Consider the following 21,438-nt stretch of genomic DNA (forward strand, 5'->3'; position numbering starts at 1 on the left):
TCAGCGGCAGGCCGGTGACCGAGACCACGCTCCGCGGCACGAGCCCCTGCCGGACCCGCTCCTCGACGAGGGCGACGGCGGCCCGCCCGAACTCCTCGGTGAAGGGGCCCTCGCGGAAGACCGGAGGGCGCCGGGTGACCCAGGTGGTTTCGGCCGCACGGCCGGCGATCTCCATCAGGTGCTGGGTGCCGGAGGCGCCGCCGCCCACGACGACCACGCGCCGCCCGGCGAACCACTCGGGGCCCGGGTACTGCGCCGTGTGCAACTGCCGCCCGCGGAAGGTCTCCTGGCCCGGGTAGTGCGGCCAGAACGGACGGTCCCAGGTGCCCGTCGCGTTGATCAGCGCCCGCGTCGACCAGGTGCCGGCGCCGGTCTCCACGAGCAGCCGCCCCTCGGTCCCCTCCCGGACCGCCCTGACGTCGACCGGCCTGCGCACTCGCAGGTCGAAGGCGCGCTCGTACGCGGCGAAGTACTCCGGGACGACCTCGGAGGACGGGCGGTCCGGGTCGGCGTCCGTGAGGTCCATGCCGGGCAGGGAGTGCATGCCGTGCACCTTGCCGTACGTCAGCGACGGCCAGCGGAACTGCCAGGCTCCGCCCGGACGCGGCGCGTGGTCGAGCACGATGAAGTCCCGCTCGGGCTCGAAGCCCGTGCGCCGCAGGTGGTAGGCGGCGGACAGGCCTGCCTGACCGGCTCCGACGACGACCACATCGACCTCACGCGCGTTCACCCCGGTGTTGTTCACGCTTCTACGAACCGGACCGGGTCCCGGGATCTTCCCGTCGGACACCCCGCTGTGAGCCACCTGACGGACCCGTGCCGGAAACCGCCGGCGGCCGGTCGTCCGCGCCCGGTCGCCGGGTGCCGGGGTCGCGGACGACCGGCCACCGGATGCCGTGGTCACAGGCCGGTGTCCGGCGCATGGGAGAGGATTGAGGCATGTCCGATGCCTTCACCACGCAGGTCCTGCACATCTCCTCCGGTTCGTCGGAGGCGGTCGTCGACCTCACCCGCGACTGCGAGGCCTTCCTCCGCGAGGTCGCGGCGGGCCGCGACGGCCTCCTGAATGTCTTCGTCCCGCACGCCACCGCCGGGATCGCCATCATCGAGACCGGCGCCGGCAGCGACGACGACCTCCTGACCGCCCTGCACTCCCTGCTCCCCGCGGACGACCGCTGGCAGCACCGCCACGGCAGCCCCGGGCACGGCCGCGACCACGTCCTCCCCGCCATCGTCCCGCCGCACGCGACCCTGCCGGTGGTGGACGGGGCCCTGGAGCTGGGGACGTGGCAGTCGGTGTGCCTCGTGGACACGAACCGGGACAACCCGAACCGCGAGGTGCGGCTGAGTTTCCTCGGCTGAGCGGCCGGCCCCGGGGCTCCGCGGAGCCGGGCCCCGTGGAGTCAGGCCCCGTGGAGTCAGGCCCCGTGGAGTCAGGCCCCGTAGGCCACGAGCGCCATCATCCCAGCCTCGCTGTGGTAGGCGTTGTGGCAGTGCAGCATCCACTGTCCGGGGTTGTCGGCGTCGAAGGCGACGGACATCTTCGACCTGGGCAGCACGATGGTCGTGTCCTTGCGCGGGCCGGTGTCGCCGAGCTGGTAGGTGTGGCCGTGCAGGTGCATCGGGTGCCACATGTTCGTTGCGTTGACGAAGTCGAGCCGGACCCGCCGGCCCTCCTGGACGAGCAGCGGGTTCGCGGTCGGGTCGGCCATGTCGAACCGGTGGCCGTTGATCGCCCAGTCGTAGGCGCCCATGCTGCCGGTCAGTTTGACGCGGAGGACCTGGTCGGGTTCTTTGGCCTCCAGCCGCACGCCGTCGCTCGCGCGCAGCTGTCCGGCCGTCACCGTCCGCCCGTCCAGTTCGCCCGGCCGCACGGCCGGGTCGGGCAGGCCCCCCGATCCGGTCCGCACCATGGCCATGCCGCTGACGTCCTTGCCCTCGGCGAGCGCGACGAGCGGGAAGACGCCGTCGTCGAGGGTGACCAGTACGTCGTACCGCTCGCCCATGGCGATCAGCAGGGTGTCGACCTCCTCGTGCTCGACGGGGAAGCCGTCCGTGTGGGTGATGGTCAGTCTGTGGCCGCCGAGCGCCACCCGGTAGGCGGTGTCGGCGCCCGCGTTGATGATCCTGAGGCGGACACGGCTGCCGGGCCTGCCGCTGTAGACGGCCGGGTCGGTCGGCACGCGCCCGTTGATCAGGTGGTACGGGTAGTTCACGTCCCCGGCGTCGCGGCCGAGCAGAGGGCTGGCGGCACGGCCGAGCCGGAACCGCGTCGGCGCGCCTTCGCCGGAGGGGGCCGACGCGGACGGGGGCGCCGGCACGGACGGGTGCCGCGAGGACGCCGGCCGCCCCGGCTCGCCGCTCTTCATGTTCATGCCGGGCATGCCGTGACTGAGCTCGGCGAAGACGTCCTCGGGCGTACCGGTCACGCCGTCGAGCCAGTCGTCGAGGACGACGACCCACTCGTCGTCGTACGACAGCGGCTCCCTGGGATCCTCGATGATCAGCGGCGCGTACATGGCCCGGTCGACCTGGACGCCCACGTGCGGATGGAAGAAGTACGTGCCGGGTTTGTCGGCGACGAAGCGGTACGTGAAGCTGGATCCGGCCCGCACCGGGGCCTGCGTGATCGGCGGTACGCCGTCCATGTCGCCGCGCAGCGAGATGCCGTGCCAGTGGATGGACGTCGTGGTGGCGCCGGGCAGTTGGTTGGACAGTTCGGCGGCGATCGTGTCGCCGGCGGAGATGCGGATCTCCTTGCCGGGGACCTGGCCGCCGAAGGCCCAGGACTTGACCCGGACACCGCCGCCCAGGTCGAGCGTGGCGGGTGCGGCGGTCACGTTGAGACTGTGGACCCTGCCCGTACCGCTGCGCTTCTTCTCCACGCGGGCGACCTGGGAGCCGGAAGGGCTGAGGAGGGAGGGGGTGTTGGAGACGTCCTTGCCGCAGGCGGCGAGCAGGCCGGTGCCTGCCGCTCCCAGTCCGGCGAGGACGGTGCGACGGTTGATGCTGTTCACGAAGAGTCCTCTTCTCGATGCGCGACACGCGTTCCGGGGCGGTCCACACACGGCCGCACGGCGTCAGAGGACGCGGGAAGCCGTGGGGACGTGGCCTATGTGCGCGGTGGAGAGGGGAGCGGCGGGGCGGGCGTCCGATGCCGGCCCGGTGTGCGGCGGGGTCGTCGGCGTCGTTCCGGCGGTCGTGCCGGGGAACTCGCGCCGGAGTCGCGCCAGGGTCGCGGGGCGCGGTGCGGCGACCGGACCGCGAACCGGGCGGGCGGTGCCGCCGAACCGGGCCCGGAGCAACTCTCGTACCGTCATCAGGGGCGTCCGCACTTCCCGCGAGCTGGGACCGCCACCATACCCCGCGCGGGTATGCGCACCCCGGAACCGCCGATCAGGAATCAGCCGAATGCGGACCGGAGCGGCCGCTACTTCGCCGGGATCTTCTGTTCGAACCAGACGACCTTGCCGCTGCTCACCCGTGTCGCGCCCCAGCGCAGGGCGAGTTGATTGACCAGGAAGAGGCCGCGGCCGCTCTCGTCCCCGAGACCGGCCTGCCGCAGCCGGGGCACCTGGGGCGAGTCGTCGGTCACCTCGCAGCGGAGCACGTCGGTACGCAGCAGCCGCAGCGAGAGGGGCCGCGAGGCGAACCGCACGGCGTTCGTCACGATCTCGCTGACCATGAGTTCCGTCGGGTCGGCCAGGGACTCGAGACCCCAGCGGCGCAGGGCCCTGCGGGTCAGCCGACGGGCCTGCCCCGCGGTCATCGGGTGCGGGGCCAGGTACCAGTAACCGACGCTGTCGGGAGGGAAGCCCTCGAACCGGGCGGCCAGCAGGGCGATGTCGTCGTCCCGGGTCCCCGGGCCCAGGGTCCCCAGCACGTGATCGCAGAGCACCTCCAGGGAGGCGAGCGCCTGGGCGGTGCTCTGGAGACGGACCCGCAGCGCCTCGACGCCGCTTCCTATGTCCGTGTCCCGGGACTCGACGAGCCCGTCGGTGTACAGCACCAGGGTCGCCCCGGCGGGCGCGGCCATCTCCACCGACTCGAAGACGACACCGCCGACGCCGATCGGGGCGCCGGGCGGGACCCCCAGGACCTCGGCCCGGCCGTCCTCGTGGAGCAGTACCGCGGGCGGGTGACCGGCGTTCGCCATCAGCAGGCGGTGCGAGATCGGGTCGTAGATCGCGTAGAGGCAGGTCGCGATGTGGTCGCTGCCCAGCCGCTGGGCCTGTTCGTCGAGGTGGTGCAGGACCTCGTCGGGCGGCAGGTCGAGACCGGCGAGGGTCTGCACGATGGTGCGCAGCTGGCCCATGATCGCGGCGGAGGTCATGGAGTGGCCCATGACGTCGCCGACGATCAGCGCGACGCGGTTGCCGGGGAGCGGGATCGCGTCGTACCAGTCGCCGCCGACCTGAGCGGTCTTCGAGGCGGGCAGGTAACGGCTGGCCAGCCGGACGCCGGTGGGTTCGGGCAGCGACGACGGGAGCATGGTGTGCTGGAGCGTGTCCGCCACGGCGGCCTCGTGGCCGTACATCACCGCCTTCTGGACCCCGAGCGCGGTGTGCGTCGCGAGCTGCGAGGCGACGAGCAGGTCGTCGCCGGTGAAGACGGGGCGGTCCGCGCCCCGCAGCAGGACGACCGTGCCCATGACGTGATGGCTGCCGTGCAGGGGCGCGATGATCAGGCGGTGGCCCGGCGGGAGCGCTCCCGCGGGGCCGGTCCCCGCCGCGAGCAGTTCGGCGACGGCGGGCGCGTTGCCGGGCGCGTCACCGAACGCGGGGCGCCCGTCCCGCAGCAGCTCGGCGAGCCGGCCGCCGCCGGCCGGCTGTACGCGCTCGGCGACCTCGGGGAGCGGCGGCGGGGGCGTGTCGGCGTGCGTCGGCGACACGCGGTCGGCGCTGTGCAGTCGCAGCACGACGGGTGCCGTCGACCGTTCCGCGCCCACCGGCAGCGGATCGTCGAGATGGACGAAGACCGCGTCCGCGAACGCCGGTACGGCCGCCTGCCGCAGTTCCCGGAGCGTCTCGTCCAGATCCATCCCGCGGGCGATCCGCCGCGTCGCCACGTCGAGGTACCGGAGGCGGTCGGTCTGCGGCACGGGGCCGTCCGCCACAGTGGCAGGCGGGAGGAGGCCCTGCGGTGGGGCGGTGCCCTTGTGTGGGGTGTGGTGCTCGGTCACGCGTTCTGTCCCGTCCGGTGGGTGGCGCGGTCCGCGGCTCGGACTCCGCCTCCTCAGTCACACCGCCTGCAGCACAGGAACACCTGCTCCTCGGGCGGAACGTCGGTCACCGCGGGGGCGTACGTGTACGAGGTCTCCTCGACGATCTCGAAGCCCGCCTCCTCGACGACCCTGTGCAGGTCCTCCCGCAGGTAGCCCGAGACCCTGATCGTGTTCCCGAGGAACGGGATCGCGAAGTCGTCCACATCGGCCTCGACCATCGACAGGACGAACAGGCCGCCGGGTGACAGCAGATGACGGACGGTCAGCAGGGCGAGGGGGATCTCCGCGCGCGGGAGCATCAGCAGCGAGAAGAAGGCGGAGACGGCGTCGAAACGGCCGAGGTCGCGCGGCCCGCCCGGGCGCAGGTCGGCGAGGTCCAGCTGATGGAAGGTCGCGTCGGGCACGTAGGCGCTCGCGAGTCCCACCATGCCGCCGGAGAGGTCGACCCCCACCACCTCGAACCCCGCGTCCGTCATCTGGCGCGCGGTCGGCACCCCCGTGCCGCAGCCGAGATCCAGGACCCGCGCCCCCTCGCCCAGCGACCTGATCAGCCACTCGCCCGCGGCGACCTGGCCTTCCTTGTGCGGAAAGGCCTCGTCGTAGCGGTCGCCGATGGCGTCGAAGGCTTCGGCCTGGCCCTTGCGGTCGAGCGGAAGGCTCTCGTAATCAGTCCCGTGATTGCTGTTGATCACGAAAGGAACCTTTCATGGGGGATGGTGAAGTGGTCCGTGATGTGGATGAAAGCGGCCATGACGGGATCTCCGAGCTTTGCCGGTCGCTCAGGAGACGTCAATTCGAGACGATAGTCGTTCGGCGTCCGTCGGGATGCCCGAGTGACCGAAACTGTTCGGCCGGCGGAACGGCTCCCGTGACGACTGCCCGGCCGCTGACAGCACCCGAACTCGCCTTGAACGGAACCGCGTTGCCGGTCCGGCTGATGCCGACACGGCTGGAATCCGCCCGGCGGGAACGGACGGCCGCGGCGGCTCGCGGCGTCAACTCGCCCTCGGCGCACGCGACATGGCGAAGTCAGCTCCTCGTGCGCGGAGTCGAGGCCCGGTTCGGCCGTTCCCCCGGCCTTCCGGCACCGGACCGGGACGGGGCCGTTCGGCGGATCCCCCCGTGGCCGGTGCGACGCCCGGATCGCCGCCAGGAGCGGTGCGAACGTACCGGGCGTCGACCTCGGCGGGCCGGCTTCCTCGCCGAACCGCGTCCGCCGCCCCGGGCGTTTCGGATACGGACAGGGGCGTATCCGCTCCTCTTCACCCGTTGACCGGTACGGACGGCGATCACATCGTTACAGTTCGTCCGAAGGCCAGTCGGTGAGCGTTAGTGGGGCTGCGCGTGGGGCGGAGATTCTTCATAGCGTTGGGCACAGGTCGCTACCGCCATCTCCCGGCGGAGGAACAACTCCAGGAGGTGCCGGCGGACGTCCGGTCGCTGACCGAACTCTTCGAAGGCTTCGGATACCGGTCCGTGCTGCCGGGACTCGGTGATTACGACGGGGCCGAGCAGGTACGGCAGAAGCTCGGCCACTGGTCGGCGGACGCCCGTCTGACCCCCGACGACGTGGTGGTCCTGTACTTCGCGGGCCACGGACTCGTGGAGGGCAGGGACCGGCACTACCTGATGTGCTGGGATTCCCGTGAGGAGGACCCGGCGACGACCGCGCTGGCCACCGAGGACCTCGTGCGCATTCTCTGCCGGGGCGACCTGCGCAATCTCCTCGTGATCCTCGACACCTGCTCCGCCGGAGCCGGAGGCGCGGACGCCGCCGGAGTCGCGCTCCAGGCCCTCGCGTACCGGCACGGCGGCTCGGGGGCCTCGAGCGGGTTGTGGTTCCTGGCTTCGGCCCGCCGGAAGGACCTCGCCGAGGACGGCGCCTTCGCGGCCGCGCTGCGTCTCGCCGTACAGGTCACGACGGATCGCACCGGACAGCGCCAGCAGTACGTGGACCTGACCGAGCTCGTGAAAGCCGTCAACGAGCACTTCGACGCCGACGGGCACGGGCAGCGCGCCGAACTCGCCGGAGGGCTGGTGACCGGCCTGGCACCCTTCCTGCCGAACGCGGGCTTCCGCGAGGAACTGCCGCCGCTGGGTACCGACCTGGAGGTGCAGCGGCGCGTGGCCGCCCGCGATCTGACCGAACACTTCGGCCCGCGATCGCGAGGCGTGGAGTTCGAGTCCGAGCAGGGCCTCTACTTCAGCGGACGGATCCGCGTTCTGACCGAGCTCGTGGAGTGGCTCACCGCCGTCGACAGCGACGGCAGGGGCCGGGTCGTCACCGGAAGCCCCGGATGCGGGAAGTCGGCGGTGCTCGGCAGGATCGTGGCCCTGTCGGACGACGGGTACCGCGCGCGCTTCGACCTGGCGGGCGTCGATCCCGCCACCGTGGTCCACGAGGGGTGCGTGACGGCCGCCGTCCACGCGCGGCACAAGCGGCTCGAGGAGGTGGTCGAGCGGATCGCCACCGCGCTCGGCGCCGAGGTGGACGGCACGGCCGCCCTGCTCCAGGAACTCACGCGTCGAAGCCGCAAGGGACCACCGGTCGTCATCGTGGTGGACGCCGTGGACGAGGCGGGCTCGGACACCGCCGCCGATGCCGGAGGACACGGCGAGCCGCGCCGGATCACGCGTGAGCTGCTGCGGCCGATGGCGGACATCCCCGGGGTACGGCTGCTGGTCGGCACGCGGCATGAACTCGTGACGCCGCTGGGACCCACGTTCACCTGCCTGGACCTCGACCTCCCCGGCTACTGCGCCGACGAACAGGACGTCACCGGATATGTGACCAAGGTGCTGCTGGCCACGGAGGAACCCGAGGTCCGCACGCCTTACCGCGGCCTTCCCGAACTGGCCCGGACCGTCGCCGCAGGCGTTGCGGCACGGGCGGACGGCGTCTATCTCTACGCCCGGACGACCGCTCGTACGCTGAGGTCGGACCGGTGCGTCGTGGACGTGACGCGGCGCGGCTGGGAGGAGCAACTGCCCAGCGAGGTGGGCGAGGCGTTCGACGACTATCTGGCACGCTTCGGCCCGGACGAGCCACGCGTGCGCCGCATGCTGCTTCCGCTCGCCCTGTCCGAGGGCAAGGGCCTGCCCCGTGGACAGGTGTGGACGACGCTCAGCTCCGCGATCTCCGGGGTGCCGTGTACCGAGCAGGACACGTCGTGGCTCCTCGACGTCGCCGGTGCCTACGTCGCCGAGGTCATCGACGACGACGGCCGCTCGGTCTACCGGCTCTACCACAAGGCACTGGCCGAGCATCTCCGTACGACGACGGGCCTGCCGGCCGCGGAGATCCAAAGGACGGTGGTCGACGCTCTCACCGGCATCGTCCCGAGGGCCGCCGGTGACGGCCGCCGCGACTGGTTCGCGGCCCCTCCCTATCTGCAGCGGCACCTGGCCACCCACGCGGGCGCGGCGGGAGTGCTCGTCGATCTCGTGCAGGACCCGGGTTTCCTCCTGGCGAGCGAATCGCTCGGCCTGTTGCGCGCGTTCACCTCGATCGAAGGTGACGGGCCGAGGCGGGTACGCACCGCGTACGAGCAGGTGGCGCACCGCATGAGTCCCGACCGGCCGCTCGGCGGCAGGGCCTCCGACCTGCAGCTCTCGGCGAGGCGCTGCGAGGCGGACGAACTGGCCGATCGGATAGGCGGGCTGGGCGTCGCGCTCCCGTGGACCGCGTGCTGGGCGTGGTGGTCGGCGAGCGGCGCCCACCGGCTCCTCAGCGGGCACGGCAAGTCGGTCCTCTGCGTGGACATCGGCGATCTCGACGGACGGCCCATCGCCGTGACCGGCGGGCTGGACAAGACGGCGCGGGTCTGGGACCTCACGACCCAGCGGCAGATCGGCGAGCACCTGCCGGTCGGTGTCGCCGTGGGCGCGATCGCCATCGGCGACCTGGAGGACTACACCGTCGCGCTCACCGGAGGCGTGGACGGCACGGTGCGGGTCTGGGACCTCTCGGCCGGGCAGGAGTACGGCAGAGCGCTGACGGGTCACACCAACCGGATCGACGCCATGCGCATCGGCGCCATCGACGGGCGTCCTGTCGTGCTGACGGCCAGCCAGGACGGCACCGCGCGTCTGTGGGACCTGATCGCCAGACGACAGCTCGGATGCGAACTGGCCGTGCACAAGCGCACGGTCCGGGACGTGGCCCTCGGTGAACTCGACGGACGTCCGGTCGCGGTCACCGGAGGTGAGGACAAGGCCGTCTACATCTGGGATCTCAGTGACGTCCTGGCCGGCGGCGACGCCCGGATCGACGGCAGCCCGCTCATCGGCCCCGCGGAGGCGGTCACGGCCGTGTCCCTGGGCCGGCTGGACGGGCGCACGGTCGCGCTGGTCGGCGACCAGTCCGGCATGCTGAGCCTTTGGGACCTCGCCGAACGGCGACAGCTCGGCGAGCAGGTCGTCGCTCATCGCTACCTGGTACGCAGCGGGGTCGCCTCGGCCAGGATCGGGGAGTTCAACGGCCGTGCCGTGGCCCTCACGGCCGGGGCGCGCGAGGCGAAGCTGTGGGACCTGCGGACGCTGCGCCGGCTGGGTCATCCCCTTCGCGGTCACGTGAACGACATCCTGGCCGCCGCGCTCACGGACCGGGGCGACGCGTCGCTGGCGGTGACGGTGGGCGACGACCGCACGGCGCGCATCTGGGACCTGGCCGGCGACCGGCCGTCCGACGGCCACTCGGGGCAGGTGCGGTCCGTCTCCTTCCACGCGTTACGCGGCCAGCCGCTGGCTCTGACCGGGGGAGAGGACGGTTCGGCGCGGTTGTGGGACCTGCGCACACTCGACCAGGCCGGACGGCCCATGGAAGGGCACCACGGGCAGGTGCTCGCCGTCGCCCTGGGAGAGGCGGGCGGCCGGCCGATCGCCGTCACGGGCGGGTCCGACACCGATGTGCGCCTCTGGGACCCGTTGCGGGGTGAGGCCTGGGGCGCGCCGCTCCAAGGACACACCAACGTCGTGCGATGCGTGGCGATCGGCCGGCTCGCCGACGAGACGCTCGTGATCAGCGGAGGTGAGGACGGGACGGTCCGTGTCTGGTCCGCGCTGTCGGGGAAGGCCGTCCTGCCCCCGCTGTCCGGGCACATCGGCGCGGTCCGGCACCTCGCGGTCCGCTCGACCGCCCGGTACATGGAGATCGCGATCGCCACCTCTCTCGACCACGCGTACGTGTGGCGCCTGCGATGCGACGAGGAGGCCCGGCCGGACGCCCCCGTGGCGCACTTCGACATCGAGGACCTGACGTCCACCGCGCGGGCGGTGGGCGTGGCCTTCCACCAGGACCGTCCGGTCGTCCTGTCGAGTCGTGAGGGGAACGGCCTCCACGTGCACGACATCGAGCACCGGACACCCGTGGGCCGGCCCCTGCTCGGGCACACCGGACTCGTCACCGCCGCGAGCCTGGTCCGTGCCGGGGCGGCCACGCTCCTGACGTCCATCGCGTACGACGACACCGCGCGTGTCTGGGATCTGGAACGGGGCACTCCTCTCGGTGCGCCGATGGAGGGTCTCAACAGGCTCAGCGGCACCGAGGACCCGCCCGCTCCAACCGTCGGGCGGGTGGACGGAGCCCTGGTCGCCGTCACCGCCTACGCGCGCGAGGTGCGGGTGTGGGACCTGACCACCACGCAGCCGATCGCGGAACCGCTGTGCGGCGTCAACCACGCCCTCGTGTCCGTCGACGTGGTGCCGGGTCGGGACGGCCGGAGGACGGTCGTCACCGGAGGCGCCGACGGCACGGTGCGGATCCACGACCTGGGCGACGGCAGGCAGATCGCGGCCCATGTCGCGTCGGCCGCCCAGTCCGTGTTCGACGGATCGAGCATCGACTCGGACGGCGAGGTCGTCGTGGTCCGCGGGACGTGGACGGAGGTGGAGGCGTGGGCGCTGAAGCCCCGGCACCGTCTCGGCAGACATGCCGGATCGTCATGGCGGACATGTCTGCACGCCGTGGAGGACGGGCTCGTCGTGGTGTCGGCCTCGATCGAGCACACCCTGCACGCCTGGGACCTGCGGACCCAGTCGCCCGTATGCCCGCCCATGGCCGGTCACACGGCCGAGGTGATGGATCTGAGGGCACGCAGGATCGGCGCGTCGGACCTCGTGGCCAGCGCGTCGATCGACGGAACCGTCCGGTTGTGGGACCTGCGCACGGGCGACCAGCGCTGGGAGCCCGTCGGTGGCCACGGCCGGGGAGCGTTCAGCGTGGACTTCCTCCGACTCGAAGGACAGGTGGTCGTCACGGGCGCGGGCGACGGAAGAGTGCGCTTCTGGAATCTGGCCGACGGGTCCGACGCGGGTGTGGAGCTGGAACCGTTCCCGTCGGCGGTGCGGGCGCTGAGGGCCGGGGACATCGGTGGAACGCCCATGCTGATCGCGGCCGACGGCTACGGCATCACCCGGGCGTGGGACTTGCGGTCCGCGGACTGGTCGGCGGAACTCGACATCGGCAGTGGTGTCGCAGGTCTCGCGGTCGGTGGCGACCGGGTGTGCGTCGCGACGCAGATGGGTGTCGTCGTCCTCGGTGTCCACCGGGCAGGTCTCGCGAAGGAACGAAGGGGTGTCGCATGAGCCGGGTCGTCCTCGTCCATGGCATCGCGCAGCAGTTCAAGGGAGCCCAGACCCTTCTCGGGGACTGGTATCCCGCCCTGTGCGACGGGATCGGCCTGGCCGGTGGGCCCCCGGTGAGCCCGGCCCAGGTCGCCATGGCCTTCTACGGTGACATGTTCCGCCCGGCGGGGCACCGGGGGCTCGGCATCCCCGAACTCGACGCGGGTGACGTCGAGGAGGGATTCGAACGCGAACTGCTCCTGCTGTGGTCCGAGGCGGTGGCCGATGCCGAGGACGGGACCGGCCGCCCGCGGGCGACCGCCAGGATGCGCGCCTCCGACACGGTGCAGCGGGCACTGAACGTACTGAGCCGTTCGGCGTTCTTCGCCGGACTGAGCGAGCGGTTGATGATCTACAGCGTTCGGCAGGTCCGCCGGTACTTCACCGAGCCGGAACTGCGTGCCCGTATCCAGGACAGACTCGTGCGTGAGGTGACCGATCGCACGGAGGTGATCGTCGCGCACTCGCTCGGCAGCGTCGTGGCCTACGAGACCCTGTGCCGGCATCCGGAGTGGCCCGACCTGACGCTGGTCACCCTCGGCTCACCGCTCGGCATTCCACGCCTGGTGTTCGACCGGCTTCTTCCGCGGCCCGACGCGGGGTCCGCCAGATGGCCGGCTCCGGTCCGTCGCTGGACCAACATCGCCGACCGGGGCGATGCCGTGGCCCTGGTGAAGGAACTGAGCCCGCTGTTCGGCAGCCGCGTCCAGGACCTCGCCGTCCACAACGGCGCCAAGGCGCACGACGTCCGCCCCTACCTCACGGCGAGGGCGACCGGACAGGCGGTCACCGACGGGATGAAGCGGTCCTCCTCCGAGCGGGCGGAGGGGGCCCGGCGGGCGCCGGTCGCGCCGCCCGGGGTGCGGGGCGATGCGGGGGACGCGGGAGAAGCTGTCGATCCCGGCCCGGCCCGTTCGACGTACGGGTGAGAGCGGGACACCACGAACCCGTGGAGACGGTCCTCGCCCGTGCCTTCGAGGCGGCGGCGGGCAAGGACGTCCAGCTCGGGGGCGGGGCGGCCACCGTCCAGCAGTACCTGCGCGCGGGACTCGTCGACGAGATGCACTGCGCCGTCGTGTCGCGGCTCCTGTGCCGGGGAGAGCGCCTGTTCGACAACCTCGGGGACGGGATCGACGGTTACCGGGTGGCCGAGCTGGTCGGATCGCCGACCGCGGCGCACGTCCGGCTGGTCCGCCGCTGACCTGACCGCTCGCCCGGCAGCCCTTCGGGAGCGGGCGGCGGGTCCGTCCCTCCCGCGGGGCGTCCAGGGCGGGCGGCCCCGGACGCCTGCCGGATCGGAGCCCGCCGCGGTGTCCGGCCCGCCGGTGCCCCCGGTGGCCGAAAGGGCGCCCGGCGTGTTCCACCGGCTGCGCCCTCAGCCCCGTGCCGTCCGCCCGATCGACTCCACCAGCGGCAGCAGCCGGTGCGGGACACGTTCGCGCAGGGCCACCTCCGTCCGGGTGCGGACCACGCCGGGCAGACTGATCAGCGCCTGGATCACGTCCTCCAGGTGGGCGTTGTCCCGCGCCGCGACCCGGGTGATCAGGTCGCCGCCGCCGGTGATCGAGAACGCCTCGATGATCTCCGGTACGGCGGCGAGGGCGTCGCCCACGTCGTCCAGATGGCCCTGGGTGACCTCGATGTGCACGAACGCGAGCACGGGGTGGCCGAGGGCCGCGGGGGACAGCGACGGGCCCGTGCCGGTGATCACCCCGTCCCGTTCCAGCCGGTCGAGACGGGCCTGGAGCGTGCCGCGGGCGATGCCGAGGACGCGGGCGTATTCACGGACGCTGGTGCGCGGCTGTTCCAGGAGCAGCCGCAGGATGCGGGTGTCGAGCTCGTCCACGGGCATGGTCCGTTGGCCTCCTCGCGGCCGACAATGTTCACCTGTGACTGTACCAATGGCCCAGTCTAAATCGCGCCGGTTGAGCCACTTCTGGGCTGCCGCGTACCTTGTCCGTATCGATGGCGCTGCGCAGCGCCGGACGGCAAGGACGCCGTACCGGACCCGCGGCGCCTTTCGCATGTGCGCTGCGCATGCCGAATCTCTGTGTCGAACGCGAAGTGGGGGCGGGCCGCCTACGGTGAAGAAGATGTTCATGGCGCCGGATCCGGGACTGTTCCGGCTGCGGGTCTCGCTCCGGGCGGTCGTCGGGATCGGCCTCGCGGTCACCCTGTGCCAACTGACCGGACTCTCGCTTTCCGCCTCGATCGCCGGCGGGCTCGCGGCGCTCCTCGCGCTGTTCACGGTCGGCGACCCGACGGTGCGCGGCCAGGCCGGCACCACCGCGCTGCTTCCCGTGGCCGGTTTCCCGGTCCTCGCGGCGGCGACCGCGCTGCACGGGACGCCGCTGCTGCGGGACGTGACCTGGCTCGCCGTGGTCTTCGCCGGGGTGTGGGCCCGCCGCTTCGGTCCCCGTGGGCACGCGCTCGGCATCTTCGCGTTCATGATGTTCTTCACCACCCAGTTCCTGCACGCCGTGCCCGGCCAGCTCCCGCAGCTGTACGCCGCCGTCGTCCTGTCGCTCACGGCGTCCTCGGCCGTGCGGTTCGGCGCCTGGTGCATCGAGCGGCGCAGCCCGCTGCCCGCCGCGCCGTTGCCGCTGGAGGGGCGCGGGCTGGACCGCCCCGCCACCCGCCAGGCCTTCCAGGCGACCGCGGCCTGCGCCTTCGCGCTCGGCGCGGGCCAGTTGCTCTCGCACGACCGCTGGTACTGGGCCGTCGGCACCGCGTGGTGGATCTTCGTGAACACGGCCTCGCGCGGCGAGACGCTGGTCCGCGGCTTCCGGCGCGTCCTCGGCACGCTCACCGGCATCGTGGCCGGGCTCCTGATCGCCGTACCGCTGCACGGCGCGCCGGCGCCCACCGCCGTCCTCGTCGCGGTGAGCGTCTTCGGGATCTTCTACACGGCCGCGCCCTCGTACAGCTGGATGATGTTCTTCGTCACCGTCATGGCGGGCCTGCTCTACGGGCTGCTCGGCGTGCTGCACCCGGGACTGCTGGTCCTCCGGCTCGCCGAGACCGGCGTCGGCGCGCTCGGTGCCGCGCTCGCGGTCGCCCTCGTCCTGCCGATCACCACGCACACGGTCACCGACCGCTGGATCGAGCGCGCCCTGCACGCCGTGCACGGCTGCACCGCGGCGGCGGCCCGGCGGCTCGCGGGCGACGAGCGGGCCGACCCCGCACCGCTCGCGGGGGAGCTCGAAGCGCTTCTGGCGCGTGTGCGCATGGCTCTCGCACCCCTGGTGCACCCGCTCAACCCGATGCGGCAGCGCAAGGGGCGGGCCCGCGCGATCCTCGCCCTGCTGGACGACTGCGCCCGCGAGGTGCGGGGTCTCGCGGCCGTCGCCGCCGACCCGGACGCCTCGCACGACGCCCGCCTCACGGCGGCCTGCCGACGGGTGGAGACGGCCATGGAGGCCCTGGTCGGCGCCGTACCGGGAGGTGCCGCGGCGGTCCACCACGACGTCCCCGGTCATCACCCCGGTGCCGAGCAGGCGCTCGTGCACCTGCACGGCCTGGAGCGGGCGCTCGTCGACATGGCGACACCGCTGCGCGGACCGGTACGCGACTCGCGGCTCGTCGGCGTCTGAACGCCGACGGAACTTTCCCCGGCCCCGACCCCGGCCCTAACACCCGACCCCCGGCCCCCTGGAGCGCTGCCCGGCGCTCCAGGGGGCCGCTCCCGTTCCGGGGGAGGGGAGCCCCCGTCCGGAAGATCCACCGCGAGGGCGTGGACGCCCGCCGGGCGGCCCCGGGGCGGCCCCCGCCGCCCTTTCCCCGACGCGCGCCCAGGAAGCCCGTGGTGGCCGCCGTACGGACTCCACGCACCTTCGTGACCTGCGCGTACCCGGTACGCGCGCGGGTTCCCGGCGGGCCGCCCCGATTCCCGGGTGCCCGCCACCGCCCGGAAGCGGTGGAACGGGGGGCCGGGCCCGTCCCGGCCCCGTCACCGCCCCGGGCCGCGGCCGACCGCTCCCGCTTTGGTCTAGACCGCGGCGCCGTGACTGCTACCGTCGCCCCGACGGCGCGGGATCGAGAGGGGACAGAAGTGGCGGACGGCGGCAGGCGGCGACAGCGGGCGTTCATCGGCTCGTTCACGGCGGCGGGAGGGCCCGGCGTCCTCACGGCGGCCGTGGATCCGGACAGCGGCGCGCTGACCGTCCTCAGCACGGTCGACGACGTACCCGACCCCTCGTATCTCGCCCTCGCGCCCGCGGGCGACGTCCTGTACGCGGTCAGCGAGACCGCCGAGGGCGCGGTGGCCGCCTTCCGTGTGCACGGCGACAAGCCGGAACTGACCGGTCCGCCGACCCGGACCGGCGGCAGCGGCCCCACCCACCTCAGTGTCCTCGACGGGCACGTCCTGACCGCGGACTACGGCTCGGGCAGCGTCAGCGCGGTGCCCGTCCGCCCCGGCGGCGAACTGGCGCCCGCCGCCTCCGGCGTGCTCCGGCACACCGGTTCCGGTCCGCACGCGCAGCGGCAGCGGGGCCCGCACGCCCACCAGGTGCAGCCCGATCCCACCGGTCGCTGGGCCGTCAGTGTCGACCTCGGCACGGACTCGGTCCGGGTGTGCGCCCTCGACGGCGGAGCGCTCACCCTGCACCGCGAGATCGCCCTGCGTCCCGGCTCGGGCCCGCGCCATCTCGCCTTCCACCCGGCGGGCGGACACGCGTACGTCCTCAACGAACTCGCCCCGACCGTCACCGTCTGCCGCTGGGACGCCGCGGAGGGCTCGCTGCGGCCGGTCGGCGAGATCCTGGTGCTGTCCGCGGCCCCGGACGGCGACGCGTACCCCTCGGGCATCGTCGTCTCGCCCGACGGACGTTTCGTGTGGACCGCCACCCGTGGCCGGGACACCGTCTCCGTGCTCGGCGTCGACGCGGCGGGCGAGGGGCTCACGCTCGTCGCCGAGGTGCCCTGCGGCGGCGTCTGGCCCCGCGCGCTGGCCCTCGACCCCTCGGGGCGCTTCCTGTACGCGGCCAACGAGCGCTCCGGCGACGTGACCTGGTTCACCGTCGACCCGGACACCGGCGTTCCGCGCCGCGGCGGCTCGGTCGAGGTACCCGCCGCGTCCTGCGTGGTCCTCGGCTGAGGTCCGCCCGGCCGCCCCGGAAGGGGATGTGCCGGGTGCGCCCCACGCCCATGGGAAAGGGCCCCTCCTGGTTCAGGAGAGGGCCCTTTCGACGTTCGGGTGGTACGGGTGGTGCGGGTGTGGCGGCCGACTAGAAGGCCGGCGCTCCCTGGGTCTGCGGCGGCGCGATGCCCAGCGCCGTCGTGTACTGGGAGAGCGCGAGCTTGCCGATCGCCGGGTACGGGCCGAGCGCCTCGGCGGCGCTGCAACCGGCCTCCTTGGCCGCGGCCTCGAGGAGACCCGCGTCGAGCTCCGGACCGATCAGGTACGGGGCGAGCGCGAGCTGCTGCGAACCGGAGTCGCGCAGCTGCTCGGCGATGGCCGAGATGGAGCCCTCCTCGTCGAGGGCCGCCGCCATGACCGGCACGGCGAGCCGCGCGGCGAGCAGCATGCCGGTGATGCCGGCCGCCTGCACCGCGTCCTCGCCGCCGACGGTGGCGAGCACGATGCCGTCCGCGGCGGTCGCCACGGTGAACAGCCGGGCGCGGTCGGCGCGGGCCAGACCGGCCTCGGAGAGGCGCACGTGCAGAGCCTCGGCGAGCAGCGGGTGCGGACCGAGGACATCGGTCAGTTCGGCCGCGACACGGCTTTCCATCACCGCCTGGCGGATGCGGCGCAGCAGGGCGTTGTCCGGACCGGCGAGCAGCGGGACAACGATGCCGACGGGGCCGTCGGGCTCGGAGACGTCGGAACCGGCGGCGCGGGCCTGCTCGAAGCGCGCGGTGCGCTCCTCGGCGGCGTGGGCCAGCACGGACTGCAGCGTGGGGAACTCGTCGTCCCCGTCCAGGTAACCGATGCGGGCGTCGAGGCCGGGGAGCTCGGAGCGGGCGATGCTCACGACCTCCTCGGCGAGGCTGCGCGTGGCGGCGCTGGGGGTGCCCGGCACCGCGAGGACGAGCGCGGGCGCGCCCTCGGGAGCCGCCAGGGGTTCCGGACGGCGGTGCCGCCCGGCTTGGCGGGGTCGCGGCATTCGTACTGGCAGGCCGGACGCGGGCCCAGTGGGGGAGCTCATGGCGCCGCATGTTACTTGTTTCCTGGGTTCCCCTGTTCGGGGAGGGTGCAGGTGAGCGGTATCCGTCCGCTTTTGTCTGATGAGTTACGTGCGAGTCGGAAGTGATCGGTGATCACCGGCTTGTCGGCCTTATGCTGAATTCGGGCCATGTATTTCCCCGTACGGCTTTTCCGCGGCCACGTACAGCATTCGTTCGTCCGGGGGCAGCGCGAGCCGGCCGTCGGCCAGGTCGGCCGCGATCCGGAGCGCGCCGTCGAGGGGGCCGCCCAGGGCCGGTACGCACCGGGCGTGCGGCAGCCGCTCGGCCAACTCCTCGGTCAGGGGCCCGAGGACCGCGGCACCCATGTCGAACACGCCCCCGGTGAGGGCGAGACGGGACTCGCCGCCGTCCGGGCACACCGCGGCGGCGGACTCGGCCATGTGCCGCGCGGCGGTCCGCAGGATGCGCGAGGCCGCGGGGTCGTTCCCGGCCTGCCCGGCGACCTCCGGGGCGAAGGAGGCGAGCACGGCGGCCCGGTCGGTACGCGGGTACAGCAGGCCGGGCAGTCCCGGCACCGGCCCGAACATCTCCTCGGCCCGCGCCAGCAGCGCGGCCGAACCCCCCGGGCGGCCGTCGAACGCGCGCAGGGCGGCCTCCAGGCCCGCGCGGCCGATCCACGCCCCGCCGCCGCAGTCGCCGAGCAGATGACCCCATCCGTCGGCCCTGCGCCAGGACGTGAGGTCGGTGCCGATCGCGATCATGCCGGTGCCCGCCGCGATCACGGCACCCGTCCGGGTGCCCAGGGCGCCCGTGTACGCGGTCACGGCGTCGGCGGCCAGGGCGAGCCGCCGTACTCCCAGTTCACGTTCCAGGACGGGGGGCAGTTCGTCGCGCAGTTCGTCGCCGAGCGTGGCCAGGCCGGCCGCGCCGACGGCGACGGCACCGAGCCGTTCGGCGCCCGCCTCGGCCATCAACCGCCGCGCCATCGGCAGCAGCTGATCCAGCAGATGCTCGGCCGAGATTCCGCGCGGACCGGTTCGGACCGGCTCCTTGGAGGTCAGCGGCGCACCGAGCGGGGCCGGATGGGGACGTGCCGGGGTTCCACGGCGTACGGGAGGACCGTCGTCGCCCGGCACCGCGTGCGCGGCGAGAGCCACGCGCAGCCCCGAGCCCCCGGAGTCCACGGCCAGGACCACGGAAGGGCCCCGCCCGTCCCGTGTCCCGCCGCGTACGCCGTCGGCCGTCACGGCAGGCGCCAGTCCACAGGCTCCGCTCCCTGCCCGGCCAGCAGATCGTTGGCGCGGCTGAAGGGGCGCGAGCCGAAGAAGCCGCGGTCCGCCGACATGGGCGAGGGGTGCGCGGATTCCACCGAGGGGAGACTGCCGAGCAGGGGGCGCAGATTGCGCGCGTCCCGGCCCCACAGGATGGACACCAGCGGCCGGCCGCGTGCCGCCAGCGCCCGGATGGCCTGTTCCGTGACTTCCTCCCAGCCCTTGCCGCGGTGGGCCGCGGGACTGCGGGGCGCCGTGGTCAGCGCCCTGTTGAGCAGCAGCACGCCCTGATTCGTCCAGGGGGTGAGGTCACCGGTGGACGGCTGGGGCACTCCGAGGTCGGTGTTCAGCTCGCGGAAGATGTTGATCAGGCTGGGCGGCAGCGGACGTACCTCCGGGGCCACCGAGAACGACAGGCCCACGGCGTGTCCCGGGGTCGGGTAGGGGTCCTGGCCGACGATGAGGACGCGCACCTCGTCGAAGGGCTGCTGGAAGGCCCGCAGGACGTTCGCCCCGGACGGTAGGTAGGTGCGTCCCGCGGCGATCTCCGCGCGCAGGAAGTCGCCCATCTGGGCGATCCGTCCGGCCACGGGTTCGAGGGCTTTCGCCCAGCCCGGTTCGACGATCTCATGCAACGGTCGTGGTGCCACGGGCGTCACCCTACTGCCGTACACATGGCCGAGATCAAACCGGTGGCCGTTCCTCGACCGGGGATGACCGATTCGCTGCCGAATCGGACGTCTCCGGTCGCAAGGCGCCTGTCGCGGTGGGGCGTTGGGCTCGCTCCGGCCGACGGGTTCCGGGAACGGCGGCGTCGGCGGGGTCGCGGTCGCGCCGGGACCGACCGGGCGGGCCCGTGCTCGACGCCCGGACGGTGTCCCGGCGGCCTGGGCCGTTCGTACCTCCGGCGGATACGGCGTTCCGGGTAGGCGCGGATACGCCGGGAGAAGTGGTCCGCCCGGTCGCCCGAAACGTTGGCGGAAATTCAGCCGCCCGCCGGATGGCGATGATGATACGGGCCGATGAGAACCGGAATCGACGGCCGATCCGACGGGATTGGCGCATAAAGAATCGCGAGAAATTTTCTTGCGAGCCGGGCATTCCCTGGTATAGACAATGACCGGCGAGACATGGGGGCTCGTGGAGGTGGGGGATGCTGAGGATTCATTTCACGACCGAAGATCTCTTGAAAACCAGAGTGGCCACGTCGCCGGATCCCATGTGGGAACTGGTATTGAGCGTCTTCCGATTACGCAGACGGCTGGCCGTGGCTCGATATGAACCGTGGTATCGGCAGGTCAGGGCCGATGCGTCCCGCAGTGATCTGTTGCAGCGCATTCGGCTCATGCTGATGCCCATGATCCCGGCCTCGGGATATTTTCCGGACTTTCTGACTCCGGAAAACCGACGGCACGAAGGAATCGAATCGATCATCGAGTCGGTGGCCGGAAGTCCCAGGAGCGTCCTGCGCGGTCAACTCGACCTTCTCGACCGGGGCCGGGGATCCACGTGGCTCGAGCGGTTGCGCGAAGCGGATCCCGCGGCCCGGGAAGACTTGCGGCGACTTTTGAGGGACTACCACCGTATCGCCCTCGCCCCTCACTGGAATGCGATCCGCAGCACCGTCGAGGCGGATCGGGCCATTCGCGCCCGGGCCCTTCTCGACGGCGGGGTCCACGGACTGCTGAACAGCTATCGGCCGCTGATGCGATGGGCGCCTCCCGTCCTGCACGTCCGGTACTCCGTCGACCAGACGCTTCACCTGGACGGACGAGGGCTGCTTCTGACCCCGTCGCACTTCGGCCAGGGACCCGCGAACTCGCTCGCCGATCCCGCCCTGCCGCCCGTCCTCGTCTATCCCGCCGGGTACGACAAGGCGGTGGTGCCGGTGGCGCCGGTGGCGGTCCGGGCTCTGGGCCGGCTCATGGGCGGCACCCGTGCCTCCATCCTGATCGCCACCGGGACCGCGACCACGTCCGGGGAACTCGCGCGCCGGGTGGGCGTGTCCGCCGCGACGGTGAGTCACCATCTGTCCGCACTGCGCGCGGCGGGTCTTCTGAGCACCCTGCAACGGGGCGAGCTCATCCTGCACACCCGTACCTCCACCGGATCCGCCTTGGTCAACGCGGCTCACACCGCGGGCACTTGATACCGGAAACGTGGCCAGGGCCTCGGCCACCTGCGGGTTTC

At 72.7% G+C, this 21,438-nt stretch carries 15 protein-coding genes; 7 read left to right on the top strand and 8 right to left on the bottom strand.

Features of this window, described 5'->3' with window-relative positions:
• On the bottom strand, positions 1–745 hold a 745-nt coding region (locus CW362_RS25865; RefSeq protein WP_103551938.1), incomplete at its 3' end, for an NAD(P)-binding domain-containing protein.
• 194 nt (positions 746–939) lie between these two features.
• On the opposite strand from CW362_RS25865, the gene CW362_RS25870 reads away from it, so the two are divergent.
• Positions 940–1,362 carry a secondary thiamine-phosphate synthase enzyme YjbQ gene (locus CW362_RS25870; RefSeq protein ID WP_103551939.1) on the top strand — a complete coding sequence of 141 codons (423 nt, stop codon included), beginning with the start codon at positions 940–942 and terminating at the stop codon, positions 1,360–1,362.
• Between the two features lie 71 nt (positions 1,363–1,433).
• Here the strand turns inward: CW362_RS25870 and CW362_RS25875 are convergent, their stop codons facing one another.
• The 3 genes from CW362_RS25875 to CW362_RS25885 form a co-directional block, all read right to left on the bottom strand.
• Positions 1,434–3,017, bottom strand: coding sequence for a multicopper oxidase family protein (locus tag CW362_RS25875; RefSeq protein ID WP_103551940.1), 1,584 nt, complete (start codon positions 3,015–3,017; stop codon positions 1,434–1,436).
• Positions 3,018–3,430: 413 nt separating this feature from the next.
• Positions 3,431–5,101 carry a SpoIIE family protein phosphatase gene (locus tag CW362_RS25880; RefSeq protein ID WP_376450011.1) on the bottom strand — a complete coding sequence of 557 codons (1,671 nt, stop codon included), beginning with the start codon at positions 5,099–5,101 and terminating at the stop codon, positions 3,431–3,433.
• Between the two features lie 134 nt (positions 5,102–5,235).
• Positions 5,236–5,916, bottom strand: coding sequence for a class I SAM-dependent DNA methyltransferase (locus CW362_RS25885; protein ID WP_103551941.1), 681 nt, complete (start codon positions 5,914–5,916; stop codon positions 5,236–5,238).
• Between the two features lie 676 nt (positions 5,917–6,592).
• On the opposite strand from CW362_RS25885, the gene CW362_RS25890 reads away from it, so the two are divergent.
• Genes CW362_RS25890 through CW362_RS25900 form a run of 3 tightly spaced genes read left to right on the top strand, consistent with a single transcriptional unit; the run spans position 6,593 to position 13,049 of the window.
• Complete coding sequence (locus tag CW362_RS25890; protein ID WP_240658046.1) at positions 6,593–11,809, top strand: caspase family protein; 5,217 nt, start codon at positions 6,593–6,595, stop codon at positions 11,807–11,809.
• A complete protein-coding gene (locus tag CW362_RS25895; protein ID WP_240658047.1) occupies positions 11,806–12,777 on the top strand; it encodes a GPI inositol-deacylase in 972 nt (323 codons plus the stop codon). Before CW362_RS25890 ends, CW362_RS25895 begins: the two co-directional genes overlap by 4 nt.
• Before the next feature lie 20 nt (positions 12,778–12,797).
• Entirely contained in the window at positions 12,798–13,049 is a 252-nt protein-coding gene (locus CW362_RS25900; protein ID WP_240658048.1) for a dihydrofolate reductase family protein, read from the top strand.
• A 174-nt stretch (positions 13,050–13,223) separates the two neighbouring features.
• Here CW362_RS25900 and CW362_RS25905 read toward each other — a convergent pair whose 3' ends face one another.
• Entirely contained in the window at positions 13,224–13,700 is a 477-nt protein-coding gene (locus CW362_RS25905) for an Lrp/AsnC family transcriptional regulator (protein WP_103551942.1), read from the bottom strand.
• A gap of 241 nt (positions 13,701–13,941) precedes the next feature.
• Here CW362_RS25905 and CW362_RS25910 point away from each other — a divergent pair, with 241 nt between their 5' ends.
• The gene (locus CW362_RS25910) at positions 13,942–15,441 is read left to right on the top strand and encodes an FUSC family protein (protein ID WP_103551977.1); all 1,500 of its coding nucleotides are present in this window, start codon (positions 13,942–13,944) and stop codon (positions 15,439–15,441) included.
• A gap of 458 nt (positions 15,442–15,899) precedes the next feature.
• A complete protein-coding gene (locus CW362_RS25915; RefSeq protein WP_103551943.1) occupies positions 15,900–16,946 on the top strand; it encodes a lactonase family protein in 1,047 nt (348 codons plus the stop codon).
• Positions 16,947–17,076: 130 nt separating this feature from the next.
• Here CW362_RS25915 and CW362_RS25920 read toward each other — a convergent pair whose 3' ends face one another.
• From CW362_RS25920 to CW362_RS25930, 3 genes are all read right to left on the bottom strand, one after another.
• Positions 17,077–17,997, bottom strand: coding sequence for a sirohydrochlorin chelatase (locus tag CW362_RS25920; protein ID WP_103551944.1), 921 nt, complete (start codon positions 17,995–17,997; stop codon positions 17,077–17,079).
• A 129-nt stretch (positions 17,998–18,126) separates the two neighbouring features.
• Entirely contained in the window at positions 18,127–19,173 is a 1,047-nt protein-coding gene (locus CW362_RS25925; protein ID WP_240658049.1) for an N-acetylglucosamine kinase, read from the bottom strand.
• 47 nt (positions 19,174–19,220) lie between these two features.
• Positions 19,221–19,898, bottom strand: coding sequence for a uracil-DNA glycosylase (locus CW362_RS25930; RefSeq protein ID WP_103551946.1), 678 nt, complete (start codon positions 19,896–19,898; stop codon positions 19,221–19,223).
• A gap of 503 nt (positions 19,899–20,401) precedes the next feature.
• On the opposite strand from CW362_RS25930, the gene CW362_RS25935 reads away from it, so the two are divergent.
• The gene (locus CW362_RS25935) at positions 20,402–21,397 is read left to right on the top strand and encodes an ArsR/SmtB family transcription factor (protein ID WP_103551947.1); all 996 of its coding nucleotides are present in this window, start codon (positions 20,402–20,404) and stop codon (positions 21,395–21,397) included.
• The last annotated feature ends 41 nt before the right edge of the window (positions 21,398–21,438 follow it).

Source organism: Streptomyces populi (genome assembly GCF_002911015.1).
In the GTDB taxonomy this organism is placed as follows: domain Bacteria; phylum Actinomycetota; class Actinomycetes; order Streptomycetales; family Streptomycetaceae; genus Streptomyces; species Streptomyces populi.